At 58.8% G+C, this 12615-nt stretch carries 12 protein-coding genes, 1 rRNA gene and 3 pseudogenes; 9 read left to right on the top strand and 7 right to left on the bottom strand.

From position 1 onward, the window contains the following. Window positions 1-22: 22 nt before the first annotated feature. Complete coding sequence (locus tag ACYZT2_RS19845; RefSeq protein WP_461966646.1) at window positions 23-763, bottom strand: thioesterase II family protein; 741 nt, start codon at window positions 761-763, stop codon at window positions 23-25. 241 nt (window positions 764-1004) lie between these two features. Then, entirely contained in the window at window positions 1005-2177 is a 1173-nt protein-coding gene (locus tag ACYZT2_RS19850; protein ID WP_461966648.1) for an MFS transporter, read from the bottom strand. Between the two features lie 163 nt (window positions 2178-2340). Here ACYZT2_RS19850 and ACYZT2_RS19855 point away from each other — a divergent pair, with 163 nt between their 5' ends. The 4 genes from ACYZT2_RS19855 to ACYZT2_RS19870 all read left to right on the top strand — a co-directional run bounded on the left by ACYZT2_RS19855 (window position 2341) and on the right by ACYZT2_RS19870 (window position 6637). Continuing rightward, on the top strand, window positions 2341-4164 hold the full coding sequence (locus ACYZT2_RS19855) for a glycoside hydrolase family 15 protein (RefSeq protein ID WP_461966650.1): 1824 nt from the start codon (window positions 2341-2343) through the stop codon (window positions 4162-4164). A gap of 507 nt (window positions 4165-4671) precedes the next feature. Next, on the top strand, window positions 4672-5061 hold the full coding sequence (locus ACYZT2_RS19860) for a hypothetical protein (RefSeq protein ID WP_448093592.1): 390 nt from the start codon (window positions 4672-4674) through the stop codon (window positions 5059-5061). A gap of 12 nt (window positions 5062-5073) precedes the next feature. Continuing rightward, complete coding sequence (locus tag ACYZT2_RS19865) at window positions 5074-5706, top strand: BRCT domain-containing protein (RefSeq protein WP_461966652.1); 633 nt, start codon at window positions 5074-5076, stop codon at window positions 5704-5706. A 28-nt stretch (window positions 5707-5734) separates the two neighbouring features. After that, window positions 5735-6637, top strand: coding sequence for an alpha/beta fold hydrolase (locus ACYZT2_RS19870; protein WP_461966654.1), 903 nt, complete (start codon window positions 5735-5737; stop codon window positions 6635-6637). Here the strand turns inward: ACYZT2_RS19870 and ACYZT2_RS19875 are convergent. Beyond that, on the bottom strand, window positions 6606-7598 hold the full coding sequence (locus ACYZT2_RS19875; RefSeq protein WP_461966656.1) for a GlxA family transcriptional regulator: 993 nt from the start codon (window positions 7596-7598) through the stop codon (window positions 6606-6608). The genes ACYZT2_RS19870 and ACYZT2_RS19875 overlap by 32 nt on opposite strands. 91 nt (window positions 7599-7689) lie before the next feature. Between ACYZT2_RS19875 and inhA the strand changes: the two genes are divergently transcribed. Both inhA and ACYZT2_RS19885 read left to right on the top strand, forming a co-directional pair. Beyond that, complete coding sequence (gene inhA / locus ACYZT2_RS19880) at window positions 7690-8376, top strand: isonitrile hydratase (RefSeq protein ID WP_461966658.1); 687 nt, start codon at window positions 7690-7692, stop codon at window positions 8374-8376. 333 nt (window positions 8377-8709) lie between these two features. Then, the gene (locus ACYZT2_RS19885) at window positions 8710-8895 is read left to right on the top strand and encodes a hypothetical protein (RefSeq protein ID WP_461966660.1); all 186 of its coding nucleotides are present in this window, start codon (window positions 8710-8712) and stop codon (window positions 8893-8895) included. A gap of 177 nt (window positions 8896-9072) precedes the next feature. On the opposite strand, the gene ACYZT2_RS19890 is transcribed toward ACYZT2_RS19885, so the two are convergent. Continuing rightward, window positions 9073-9561 carry an SRPBCC family protein gene (locus ACYZT2_RS19890; protein WP_461966662.1) on the bottom strand — a complete coding sequence of 163 codons (489 nt, stop codon included), beginning with the start codon at window positions 9559-9561 and terminating at the stop codon, window positions 9073-9075. 199 nt (window positions 9562-9760) lie between these two features. On the opposite strand from ACYZT2_RS19890, the pseudogene ACYZT2_RS19895 reads away from it, so the two are divergent. The 3 genes and pseudogenes from ACYZT2_RS19895 to ACYZT2_RS19905 all read left to right on the top strand — a co-directional run bounded on the left by ACYZT2_RS19895 (window position 9761) and on the right by ACYZT2_RS19905 (window position 11540). Then, window positions 9761-10679, top strand: a pseudogene (locus ACYZT2_RS19895) (ADP-ribosylglycohydrolase family protein). Window positions 10680-10735: 56 nt separating this feature from the next. Beyond that, window positions 10736-11134, top strand: a complete 399-nt coding sequence (locus ACYZT2_RS19900) for a lysozyme inhibitor LprI family protein (protein ID WP_461966664.1) — start codon at window positions 10736-10738, stop codon at window positions 11132-11134. 151 nt (window positions 11135-11285) lie between these two features. Beyond that, window positions 11286-11540, top strand: a complete 255-nt coding sequence (locus ACYZT2_RS19905) for a DUF1652 domain-containing protein (protein WP_461966666.1) — start codon at window positions 11286-11288, stop codon at window positions 11538-11540. Here the strand turns inward: ACYZT2_RS19905 and ACYZT2_RS19910 are convergent. The 3 genes and pseudogenes from ACYZT2_RS19910 to rrf form a co-directional block, all read right to left on the bottom strand. Next, window positions 11533-11750, bottom strand: a pseudogene (locus tag ACYZT2_RS19910) (hypothetical protein); the annotation flags it as partial. The gene ACYZT2_RS19905 and the pseudogene ACYZT2_RS19910 overlap by 8 nt on opposite strands. Window positions 11751-11761: 11 nt before the next feature. Next, window positions 11762-12102, bottom strand: a pseudogene (locus ACYZT2_RS19915) (penicillin-binding transpeptidase domain-containing protein); the annotation flags it as partial. 342 nt (window positions 12103-12444) lie between these two features. Further along, window positions 12445-12560 (bottom strand): 5S ribosomal RNA (rrf, locus tag ACYZT2_RS19920). Window positions 12561-12615 lie beyond the last annotated feature (55 nt).

Consider the following 12615-nt stretch of genomic DNA (forward strand, 5'->3'; position numbering starts at 1 on the left):
ACCGATAAGTGAACCGCGCACGCTAAAAAACCGGCGCGGCCAGCTGCGCATGACGCCGGTGATGGACTTCCAGATGATTCTTGATAATCCGGATCACCTTGGCTTCATGCTCATGAATGAAGAAATGCCCGCCGGTCATCATGTCCACCGAGAAACTGCCCAGGGTTTCCTGGCTCCAGCCGATCAATTGCTCGGTGGTGGCCTTGTCTTCCTTGCCGCCGAGCACATGCACGGGGCACTTGAGCAGCGGGCGCTGCATCGGGCGGAAGCGTCCGCAGAGCATGAAATCGGCGCGCAGGATCGGCAACGTCAGGCTCATCAACTCCTGATTGGCCAACACGTCCTCGCTGGTGCCCTGGAAGGTGCGCAGTTGGTCGATCAACTGTTCGTCACTCTGGGGCTCGGCGAAGCCACGGTCATAGTCACTGCGCATAGTCGGGGCGGCCGTGCCTGAAGCGAACAGCGCCACCGGTTCCGCAGCGCCGAGGGCACAAAAGGCGTGGGCCATCTCGCAGGCCAGCAACGCCCCCAGGCTGTGACCGAACAGCGCATAAGGGCCGTGCAAGGACGGCTTGTGTTCCCTGGCCAATTGCAGGGCCAGGGCGCGCATGTCGGTCTGCAAGGGTTCGTCGTAACGAGCGCCCCGCCCCGGCAACTCCACCGGCTGCAAGTGCAGCCACGGCGGCAACTGGCGCCGCCAACGGCTATAGACCATGGCGCTGGCGCCCGAATAGGGCAGGCACAGCAGTGTCAGCTTTGTCACCGCACTTACCTCGATTGGTTATATGTAAAAGAGAACGGATGAACCGCCATGAGAATTAGTCTGTGGAGACTGTATGGCCGAGGGGGCTTGCCCCAACCGCTTTTCGTAGGAGCCAGGCTTGCCGGCGAAGGCGCTTTTAAGGACGCCTTCGCCGGCAAGCCTGGCTCCTACATGTACGATTTGCCCTTAACTGACTCCCATTGGGGAAAGCCCCCTCGCCACAGATAACAGCAGTCAGTTATCACTTAAGATGCCGATAGCTCTGCACCGCCGAACCCAACACCACGGCACCGGCAGCAATCGACACCCAGAACCCACTGCGCGCACCGAACGCATCCACCAGCCAGCCCGAACTGGCCGCGCCGATCGCCACGCCAATGCTCAAACCGGTGACCAGCCAGGTCAGGCCTTCGGTGAGCTTGGCCGGCGGCACGATGCGCTCCACCAGCGCCATGCCCACAATCAGGGTCGGGGCAAAGAACAGCCCGGCGGCGAACACCGCCAGCGACAAGCCGAAAATATTGGCCGCCAGCAGCAACGGCAATGTGGTCACCGCCGTCGCCACCCCGCCGTAGAGGAACAGTAGAGGCAGCGGCAGTTTCGAACGCAACGCGCCGAACGCCAACCCGGCCAGGCATGAGCCGATGGCATACACCGACAGCACAATACTCGCCGCCGCCGGTTGCCCCTGCTGCTCGGCGAACGCGACGCTGACCACATCCACCACACCGACGATGGTGCCCAAGGCAACCATCAACAGTATCAGCAACTGGATCTCGCTCGAGCGGATGATCGAACCCTGATGGTGTTCCTCATAAGGATGCACCGGCGGTTCGGTACCGCGCTGCAACACAAATGCCGTGACCCCGATCGCCAGCATCAGCAACGCCGCCAACGGCCCTGCCTCCGGGAATGCCACCACACACAACCCCACCGACAACGGCGGCCCGACAATAAAGCAGACCTCGTCCAGCACCGACTCCAGTGCATAGGCGGTTTGCAACTCGGGCCGACCGCGATACAACTCGGTCCAGCGCGCCCGCACCATCGCCGACATGCTCGGCATGCAACCGGCCAGCGCGGCAAACACAAACAACGTCCAGTGCGGCGCCTGCAACCGGGTACAGAGCAACAGCATCAACAGCGCGCCGCCACCGACCAGTGCCGACACCGGCAAGATCCGGCTTTGACCAAAACGGTCCACCCACCGCGAAACCTGCGGCGCACAAAACGCCGTGGCCAGGGCAAAGGTCGCCGCGATGGAGCCGGCTAATCCGTAACCGCCTTTCAATTGCGAGAGCATGGTGATCAGGCCGATGCCGGTCATGGAAATCGGCATCCGCGCGATCATGCCGGCCAGCACAAAACCTCGTGCGCCTGGGGCGTGGAACAGCTCGCGGTAGGGGTTTGCCATGGGATCCGGCCTCAACAAGGGCCTGCAACTTGCCACAAACGTCTGCCTTGGGGAAAGCGTCGAATTGTTGGTTGAGTGTGAACGACGGTTTACCGGCAAATGAACTCTCTGCGACTCAAACCGGTCAGCTAGTTAGACCCTCAGTCCCCGGAGCTCTGCGGCAATGGTTGATCATTCCGAACGACAAAGCGCCATCGACGCCCACGGCATCATTGGCGACATGCGTAGCGCGGCGCTGGTCAACGACAAGGGCAGCGTGGACTTTTTCTGCTGGCCGGAATTCGACAGCCCGTCGATCTTCTGCTCGCTGCTGGACAGCCCCCAAGCTGGTATTTTCCAACTGGCCCCGGACCTGCCCGACGCCCGTCGCGAGCAGATTTACCTGCCCGACACCAACGTCCTGCAAACCCGCTGGATGAGCGATCAAGCGGTGGTCGAAGTCACCGACCTGCTGCCCATCGGCGACAGCGAAGATGATTTGCCGATGTTGATGCGCCGGGTGCGGGTGGTCAGCGGACAAGCGACGATCCGCATGCGTTGCGCTGTTCGTCATGACTATGCCCGGGCTGCGACGAAGGCCCGCGCACGTGATCGGAGTGTATGTTTCGAGGCCACCGGTCAGCCCGCCATACAGTTGTGTTCGGATCAGTCCTTACGCATAGAGGGCCATGCGGCCGTCGCCGAATTCATCCTCGAACAGGACCAGAGCGCAGAGTTCCTGCTCGGCGGCGTTGACGATGCGCGCTTCAAGGATGGCGCCGCCGCACTGTGCCTGGAACGCACTTTGAAGTTCTGGCGCGACTGGATCGGCCAGTCCAATTACCGCGGTCGCTGGCGGGAAATGGTCAATCGCTCGGCCTTGGCCCTGAAGCTGCTGACCTCGCGCAAACACGGCGCCATCCTCGCCGCCGCCACCTTCGGCCTGCCGGAAACGCCCGGCGGCGAACGCAACTGGGACTATCGCTACACCTGGATCCGCGACGCCTCGTTCACCGTCTATGCCTTCATGCGCCTGGGCTTCGTCGAGGAAGCCAACGCCTATACCCGCTGGTTGCGCGGTCGGGTCAGGGATTGTCACGGCAAGACCATGAAACTCAACATCCTCTACGCCATCGATGGCCGTCAGGAACTGCCGGAAATCGAACTTCCACACTTGTCCGGCCATGGCGGCGCGACGCCGGTACGCATCGGTAATCAGGCCTACGATCAAATCCAGCTCGACATCTTCGGCGAGCTGTTGGACGCGGTGTACCTGGTCAACAAGCACGGTGAAGCGATTTCCCACGAAGGCTGGAAACACACCGTGGAAGTGGTCGATCAGGTCTGCGAGACCTGGCAGCAAAAAGACGTCGGCATCTGGGAAATGCGCGGCGAGCAATATCATTTCCTGCACTCGCGACTGATGTGCTGGGTGGCCGTGGACCGCGCCATCCGACTGGCCTCCAAACGCTCGCTTCCCGCCCCGTTCGCCCGCTGGGACCAGACCCGTCAAGCGATCTACACCGACATCTGGAGCAACTTCTGGAACGAAGAACGCGGCCATTTCGTCCAGCACATCGGCGGCACCGGCCTCGACGGCTCGATGCTGCTGATGCCGCTGGTGCGCTTCGTCAGCGCCAAGGATCCGCGCTGGATCTCGACCCTTGAAGCCATCGAGAAAACCCTGGTGCGCGCGGGCATGGTCTACCGCTACCGCAACGACGACAGCAAGATCGACGGCCTGCCCGGCACCGAAGGCGCCTTCGCCGCATGCTCGTTCTGGTACGTCGAATGCCTGGCCCGGGCCGGCCAAGTGGAGAAAGCGCACCTGGAGTTCGAGCAATTGCTGAAGTATGCCAACCCGCTGGGGCTGTATGCCGAAGAGTTCGACAGCCATGCCCGGCACTTGGGCAACACACCGCAAGCGCTGACGCATCTGGCGCTGATCAGCGCGGCGAGTTTCCTGAACAGAAAGTTGAGCGGGGAAAAAAACTTCTGGCAGCCTTGAGACCGGTGTCGCCTTCTTCGCGGGCAAGTCTTGCTCCTACAGATATTGTGATCTGTAGGAGCGACGCTTGCCCGCGAAAGGGCCATCAGCCCCGACACAAGGCTTACTGTCGCCAAAACCCGTCGGAAATACCTGCTTTAACTGCACTTTTTGTAGGAGAAAGGCTTACAGGCAGTAAACAAAACAACATTCTACATACCCCTGTGGCGAGGGAGCTTGCCCCCGTCGGGGCGCGTAGCGGCCCTGGAATCTGCACCCACATTCCGTCAAAGCACTGCATTTGCTGGCTTTACGGCCGCTGCGCAGCCGAATGGGGGCCAGCCCCCTCGCCACAGGATCGTGTAGGCCAAACACCTACATTCATTAAACAAGCTCACCCAATCAACACTCAGTCACTCATTCCTACATCCAGAAATACCTTGTTGCCAGCGCTTACATCCATCCCTACCATCCACATCAACGGGCACAGCGGAGCTGTCCAACAAAACCCGAGTTCAAGGAACCAGAATGACCCAGCGTATCCATCGCAGCATCGACACCCCACTCCGATCAGGCCTGAACCGGGATGAATTGTGGGAAGGCCACGACAAAGGCTTGATCAAATGCTGGGAAATCGGCCGCCAACGTGCCGTCCGCTTCCCCGACCTCGCCCAACAATGCCTCACCGATGAACTCCCGGTGCTAGGCTGGAAAGGTGGCGTCAGCCGCAGTCTGAAGAAACTCGAAAAATACGGATCCCTCAAATACCTCGCCCAATGGCAGGGGTTGCGCGGCGAAGATCTGGATATTGATTTGAGCGCAGAACGGGCGCTGACCTGTTCCAGGACCAAAATGATGGTGACGTTTACACCGGATCGGTCGAAGTATTTCAATCAGGTGGCGGACGTGGAAGCTTAAGGAGAAGGACGCATGGTCGACCTACATAAGGAATTTCAAAACAGCGGTTTCTTCCACGAAGCGCGGATTGATCGACGCTCGGCTGACGCACTGGTGGGAATCGCCGCCGGGCTCGCTGCCGATGGTGCGATCAACCAGCAGGAAGCCGAGTTTCTAAAGACCTGGATCGAAACCCATTTAAGCCATCTCGGCGATCCGGTGGTGAATATCCTCTACAAACGCCTTGCCGGCATGCTGAGCGACGGCGTGCTTGATGCCGAGGAGTCTGGCGAGCTGTTGGAGATGCTTCACCAGTTTGCAGGCCTGCCGATTGGTTCTGCCCAAACGTTCACTGCACCGACCAGCCTTCCTCTCGATAACCCTGCGCCCTCTTTAAGTTGGGCTGACCGAATGTTCCTGTTTACCGGGATCATGGCTTACGGTCCGCGCAAGGAGTGCGAATCACTGATTATTGAGCGTGGGGGGCTTATCGGCGGATCCGTCAGCAAGAAGATCCACTATCTAGTGGTAGGCAGCATTGGCAATGATCAATGGCTGCATAGCACCTACGGGACCAAGATCAAAAGAGCTGTCGAACTGAGAGAAAGCGGTGTGCCGATAGCGCTCATCAGTGAAGAATATTGGCAAAAGGTGCTGTTCGGATAACGCCGTTACAGCCTCTATGGAGTGTCAAATGAACCATGACGCGCAGATCCAATACGCACTGACACCCAGCCTCAATCTCGCCTATGAAGAGCACGGCCCGATCACCGGCGACCCGGTCATTCTGCTCCACGGCTTTCCCTACTCCCCCCGCGCCTATGACGAAATCGCCGCAGCCCTCGCCGCAAAGGGCTACCGCGTTATCGTCCCGTACCTGCGCGGCTACGGCCCGACTCGCTTCAACTCACCCGACATCCTGCGCTCAGGCCAGCAAGCCGCCCTCGCCCAGGATCTGCTGGATCTGATGGATGCCCTCTCCATTCAACAAGCCGCTCTGTGCGGTTACGACTGGGGTGGTCGGGCGGCGTGCATTGTTGCGGCACTGTGGCCGGAACGAGTGCGCTGTCTGGTGACCGGGGACGGTTACAACCTCCAGAACATCCCCAACTCCACCCAGCCTCTGGATCCGGAGACTGAACACCGTCTCTGGTATCAGTACTACTTCCACACTCCGCGCGGTGTTGAAGGCCTGACCCAAAATCGTCGGGCCCTGTGCGAACTGCTCTGGAAGTTGTGGTCGCCGACCTGGGCGAAAAATGCCGAACGTTATCCCTTGAACGCGCCAGCCTTCGATAATCCGGATTTCGTCGAGGTGGTGATTCACTCATACCGGCACCGGTTCATGTATGCGCCCGGCGACCCGGCGCTGGAATGGATGGAAGAAGCACTGACCCAACAACCGATAATCTCCGTGCCGACGATCTCCCTCTGCGGCGCCGATGACGGTGTCGGCCCCGCGTCTGAAATCGATGAAGACGCCGACTGCTTTACCGGCCCTTACGAACGCCGAGTACTGGCAGGCGTCGGTCATAACATCCCCGAAGAAGCCCCCGAGGCGACCCTCAAGGCAATACTGGATCTGCTGCAGGGCTGACGGAAAACCGCTCGCGATAGGCTTGCGGTGTCACGCCCATGGCCCGCAGAAAACTGCGGCGCAAGGTCTCTTCACTGCCAAACCCGCACTGCACCGCGACCCGTTTGATCGGCACACCGGTGTCGCTGAGTAGCCGTCGCGCAGTCTCGACCCGAATCAGTTCAATCGCCCGCGCCGGGGTCTGGCCGGTGTCGGCGCGATAATGACGGACGAAGCTGCGCTCGCTCATGCCGGCCTGCAAGGCCAAGGTCGGGATGCCAAGGTCCTTGGTGAGGTTTTCGCTGATCCAGGCGTGAAATTCGTCGAAGCGGTTGCCTTCCTTTTGCAGGGACAGGGTTACGCTGAACTGCGACTGGCCACCCGGACGCTTGAGAAACACCACCAATTGCCGGGCGACGTCCAGGGCCATGGTTCGGCCGAGGTCTTCTTCGACCATTGCCAGGGCCAGGTCGATGCCCGCGGTGACACCGGCCGAGGTCCAGACCGGGCCGTCATTGATGAAGATCGGGTTGGGTTCGACCTGAAGTTTGGGATGCTGGTGCGCCAATTGCTCGCAACGGGTCCAGTGAGTGACCACTCGCCTGCCATCGAGCCAACCGCTGGCCGCCAGCAAAAACGCCCCGGTGCACACCGATGACACGCGCCGACAACCCGTCGCGTGCTCTCGCACCCAGGCCACCAGCGGTTCGTCTTTCGACGCCGCATAAACGCCCCAGCCACCGGCAATGATCAAAGTGTCGCTGCCCTGATCCGGCAGTGGCTCTGCCAATAGCGCCAACCCCGCCGACGACATCACCGCCCCGCCACCGCAGGCAATCACCGACGGCGCATAGGGCGGCGGCAAACCTTGCTGGCGAGCAATGTCGTTGGCCGAGGCGAACACCTGCAACGGCCCGGTGACGTCGAGCAGTTGCACGTTGGCAAAGGCCAGCACATGAATGGTTTTCGGGTTGTTCGGCATGCTTGGCGTAATTCGTGGGGTTATTGGCGTATGCGCCAAATCCTACGAGCCTACAGTGAAGTCGTCCACCCCAACCAGGAGAAAAAACGCCATGACGTTGCAGATCGGTTTTCTGTTGTTTCCACAGGTTCAACAACTGGACCTGACCGGCCCTTATGACGTGCTGGCCTCGCTGCCGGACGTGAAAGTTCATCTGATCTGGAAGGACCTGGTCCCGATCACCGCGAGCACCGGACTCGTGTTGAAACCGACCATCACCTTCGACGATTGCCCGCCACTGGATGTGATCTGCATTCCCGGCGGCAGCGGCGTCGGGCCATTGATGGAGGATGACGAAACCCTGGCCTTCATCAAAGTACAGGCCGCCAACGCGCGGTATGTCACTTCGGTCTGCACCGGCGCACTGGTGCTTGGCGCGGCGGGGTTGCTCAAGGGCAAACGCGCCACCACTCATTGGGCGTATCACCAATTGCTCGGGGTTTTGGGAGCGATCCCGGTGAGCGATCGGGTGGTGCGCGACGGCAATCTGCTGACTGGCGGCGGGATCACCGCGGGCATCGATTTTGCCCTGACCCTGACGGCTGAATTGTTTGATAAGGACACGGCGCAACTGGTGCAGTTACAGCTGGAATATGCCCCAGCACCGCCGTTTGCTTCGGGCAGTCCCGAGACAGCGCCGGTCAGCGTGCTGGAAGACGCCCGGAAACGCGCTGCCGCGTCGTTGAAATTGCGCTCGGAAATCACCGAACGTGCCGCGGCGAAACTCGACCGCCAGTGAAGAAACGGCTGCGGGCGCTATCGCCCCTGCAGCCAGTCACTCAGGCCGGAAAATCCGTTGCCAGCGATTAACGTGTTTGTAGGGTTTACGGCTGCTGCGCAGCCGAACGCAGCCTTCGGCATCTGCTACATCGGGTTTCAGTTTTTTACACACGAAAAAAAACCCGCCTAAGCGGGTTTCTCAAGACCATCGCGACATCCTGTCGGCAGCCATCCTGGCGTATGGTCGATCATCCGTGATCCTGAGCACGTCCTGTGCTTCAGTTGATGGATCCAGATTAGACGCATCGTTGAAGCTTCAAAAGACGACATACCACTGGCTACGTGTAAGCCATTGACCATTCAACGCCTGAAATCTGCACTTGTAGCAGCTGCCGAAGGCTGCGTTCGGCAGCTGCAATTACAGAGATCGGATTTCAATTTTTCTGCAGGCGAAAAAAAACCCGCCGAAGCGGGTTTCTCCCAAGACCATATCGACTCCCTGTCGGCAGCAATCCTTGCTATGGTCGATCATCCGTGACCCTGGAGCACTTCCTGTGCTTCAGTTGATGAGGCTAGATTACGCCTGGGATCCAATCTGCAATAGACGACATAGCTACTACCGCGTGTAAGACATTCGCTATAGACGCCCTTCCGAAAACCCTTAGACGAGTCAGCCATCATGCGCTGAAGCCGCGAGTTTCATGGCCTGCAGCCCTTAACCTCCCTCACGCTCATGAGTCTTGGCATTTGTTTCCAGAAATTGTTCGATATTACTCATCTGCTCATCCCAACCGCGGCTGTCCATGCGGAACGCCTTGAGCCGGCGCGACTGAGGGATATGATCGAAACCGGACTCGACAACCGTCAACAACGTGCCTTCGTCCATATCCTGAAGTTCGAACTTCACCAGCGTAGTGGGCTCCTGGGAGTAATCGGTATCGGCTTCGACTGCATACGGGTGCCAGCGAAACGAAAACACCCGCTCCGGCTCGACCCGCTCCACCCGTACATTCCACAACAAGTGCTCATAACCAGGATAAGTAATCTGCCCCTGGGTCCACTCGCCGGCAACAAAGCGTTTACCTTCGAGTGCCACGCCGAACCATTGCCCAAAGGCTTCGGCATTGGCCAGCACACGCCAGACCTGCGAGCGCGGCACCTTGAGCAGGATTTTCCTTTCGATGCGATCTGATGCTGGGTTCATAAGTCACCTCCTGTATTGAACAGTAGGCCTGTAAAGACCATAAGACCAACCTTAAAGTTGTATCAAACGGGTGCGGCAATCACCCGTACCTGAAATATTCGGCCTCAGTTTTGGCCATAAGTTCTGGTTTGAAGGGGGGGAGTCAGCGGGCTGAAGCTGCTAACGTTTGCAGCGACGTGACCCCTTACAAGGAAGATTCATGCAGCCTTCACTCACGGAACGTTATCGCGCAACCCTGCTGGGGCTTGCTTGTGGGGATGCCGTTGGCACCCGTGCCGAATTTCAGCCGCGCGGCTCGTTTTCCCCTCTCACCGATATGGTTGGGGGCGGCCCGTTCAATCTGAAGCCAGGGCAATGGACCGATGACACTTCCATGGCACTTTGCCTGGCAGAAAGCCTGCTGAACAAAAAAGGTTTTGATGCGGCCGACCAAATGGGCCGTTATCTCAACTGGTGGCAATGGGGTTACCTGAGTTCGACCGGCGTATGCTTCGACATTGGCACGACCGTACGTGAAGCGCTGGCTCGTTATCTGGAAACCGGTCAACCATTCGCTGGATCCACCGATCCCTACACGGCCGGCAACGGCTCGCTGATGCGGTTAGCACCAATAGTGTTGTACTACTTTCCCGATCCCGACCGGATCAGAACCTTTTCCGCAGACAGCTCGCGCACTACCCACGCGGCACCAGAGGCGCTTGAATGCTGTCAGTTGCTTGCCGAGCTGATCCGCAAGGCATTGCAAGGCGCGCCCAAGCAGGATTTGCAGAGCCTGCCAGAGATGAGGTTCGTGGAACCGAAGGTCGCGAGCATCGCCCGAGGCGATTACCTCGGTAAATCCAGAGACGATGTTCGCGGTAGCGGTTACTGCGTTGCATCACTGGAAGCGGCCTTGTGGTGCTTTCATCATACTGACGGTTTTGAAGCCGCCATCCTCGAAGCCGCGAATCTGGGTGATGACGCCGATACCACTGCCGCCATCGTCGGCCAGGTGGCTGGGGCTCACTACGGTGCAGGCCATCCCTCACGGCTGGCTGGTGAAGTTGCACATGCGCAATGATATCCAGACCTGTGCAGACCAATTGCTCGCGGCTTCGGGCGCCCTTGGTACAAGCTGAAACTTCCCTCTTCGCTACACTGCCCCCCAACTGTCCATCATCACAGCGAGCCCGCCATGCCCAAATGTTTTCTCCTTGCTTTGACGCCGCTGTTCACTCCTCTTGCGCATGCCATCGACTGCGACAATGCCACTGACCAGACGACGATTAATCAGTGCGCGGCGCAGCAGAACAAGACGGCCGACAAAGAGCTGAATGCGCTTTACCAGCAAATCACAGCGCGCTTGAAGGACAGCCCCGACACCAAAAAACTGTTGGTCGGCGCTCAACGTTCATGGATTGCATTTCGCGATGCCCAATGCAAGTTCTCGGCGTCCGGGGTGGCGGGTGGCAGTGTGTATCCTCTGATCTACAGCAATTGCATCACCGAACTGACGAAGGCGCGGGTCGAGGCGTTCAAGACTTACTTGAAGTGTCAGGAAGGGGATTTGAGTTGTCCGGTGCCTGGGGCTTGATGTGGTTTTGTCGCATATCGCGACAGCCGATGGGACGACGAGCAAGCTGTTACGGTCTTGAGACACCCTTTATTCAGGATTAGAATTTTCGGGCTAAGGGTGAATGACGGAGCATTTGCCCGGCCACACATCTGACGTGAAGGAGGTAGCGATGTTCCTTTCGACCCTGGAAATTCAAAACATCATTGAGCACAGTTTTCTGCCCGCCGTGTGCACTTGCAGCCTGGAAGCGGACCAGTCCATGACGATTCGGGTTTGCGATTGCATAACTGGCAAAGTGGATCTGGTGGCCACCCATGTTCCGGTATGGACATTGGACAGCCCCCACGCGATCGCATCGCTGGTGGCTAATATGCGGCAAGAAATCGCAGCTCACAAAGGCCAACATCCGAAGTTTTTCAGCTGAATAGGTGTGCGCCGCACCACGACGGTGGTGCGGCGCAAGTCCCTCGGTTTATGACGGAATTTTTTCGGGAAACTTCTTCAAATGTGGCGCTATCTACAGCCGCCAGAAACCTTCCACGATCCTTGAGTGTAGCCAGAACGTCACTTCGGTTTCCTTGCCGGCCAATATGAAACCGGCAATTGCGCCTATCGGTCCCAGCAACATGGCCCCCCGCCACGCCGCGCTACGCCATCCACTGTTTTGGCCAGGTGCGGGCGACTCCATACACCTTTGTTGGCGATAAGCGCGGTGGCCTAGGCCAGTTGCAGGGGCGTGACCTGCACGTAGCTCTGATCGATGCCGAGGATCACAGTCGAGAACCACGGCTGACGACGGGTCGCGCGTTTCCAGGCCTGGGAAGGCATTAACCCCGCAAATTCTTCGAACATGTCCAGCGAGACCTTCTCGCCAAGGCCGAACATCGCCACGTAGTCGTGCAGGCGGTCAATGCCCAACTTGTGAGGGCAATCGCCACTTCAGGCTTGATGGTCGAACCGGGCGCGTAGAGTCCCCGCAGCACGCGGCCCTGAGCGTTGGTCTCGACTTCTTCATAATCCACATCATCACCCGTGAATGCGCCTCCGACGTCAAAGAAGAGCTGGATGATCTCCGAAAACAATCGTGTATTGCCGACCGCCCCTACCCGCAGATCTGCAGTAACTCTGTGACTGTGGAGGGGTAGCGATCCGTAGGCTTGAAGTCAGTCCGTTAAAAAACGAGCTGCACCCTACCAAAAACGGCGTGGTTACTTTAGCGCCTACCGAAATTTCATGAACAATGCAGCCCGATGTAACCACTGCGGTACTTTCCTGCGGACAAAACAAAACCCCTACCTGCATACGCAGATAGGGGTTTCGGAATTTGATCTTGACGATGACCTACTCTCACATGGGGAAACCCCACACTACCATCGGCGATGCATCGTTTCACTGCTGAGTTCGGGATGGGATCAGGTGGTTCCAATGCTCTATGGTCGTCAAGAAATTCGGTAGCCAGGTCGTTCTCTCTTGCGAGATCACGCTCCAGCGAATGGGTA

This window comes from Pseudomonas sp. MDT1-85 (assembly GCF_054898065.1).

What these genes read in the sequence shown, in the direction of transcription:
- ACYZT2_RS19875 (WP_461966656.1), bottom strand. Translation starts at nt 7,598, where the DNA reads ATGCCGAACAACCCGAAAACCATTCATGTGCTGGCCTTTGCCAACGTG.
- ACYZT2_RS19850 (WP_461966648.1), bottom strand. Translation starts at nt 2,177, where the DNA reads ATGGCAAACCCCTACCGCGAGCTGTTCCACGCCCCAGGCGCACGAGGT.
- ACYZT2_RS19905 (WP_461966666.1), top strand. Translation starts at nt 11,286, where the DNA reads ATGTTCCTTTCGACCCTGGAAATTCAAAACATCATTGAGCACAGTTTT.
- ACYZT2_RS19865 (WP_461966652.1), top strand. Translation starts at nt 5,074, where the DNA reads ATGGTCGACCTACATAAGGAATTTCAAAACAGCGGTTTCTTCCACGAA.
- ACYZT2_RS19870 (WP_461966654.1), top strand. Translation starts at nt 5,735, where the DNA reads ATGAACCATGACGCGCAGATCCAATACGCACTGACACCCAGCCTCAAT.
- ACYZT2_RS19890 (WP_461966662.1), bottom strand. Translation starts at nt 9,561, where the DNA reads ATGAACCCAGCATCAGATCGCATCGAAAGGAAAATCCTGCTCAAGGTG.
- inhA (WP_461966658.1), top strand. Translation starts at nt 7,690, where the DNA reads ATGACGTTGCAGATCGGTTTTCTGTTGTTTCCACAGGTTCAACAACTG.
- ACYZT2_RS19860 (WP_448093592.1), top strand. Translation starts at nt 4,672, where the DNA reads ATGACCCAGCGTATCCATCGCAGCATCGACACCCCACTCCGATCAGGC.
- ACYZT2_RS19900 (WP_461966664.1), top strand. Translation starts at nt 10,736, where the DNA reads ATGCCCAAATGTTTTCTCCTTGCTTTGACGCCGCTGTTCACTCCTCTT.
- ACYZT2_RS19855 (WP_461966650.1), top strand. Translation starts at nt 2,341, where the DNA reads ATGGTTGATCATTCCGAACGACAAAGCGCCATCGACGCCCACGGCATC.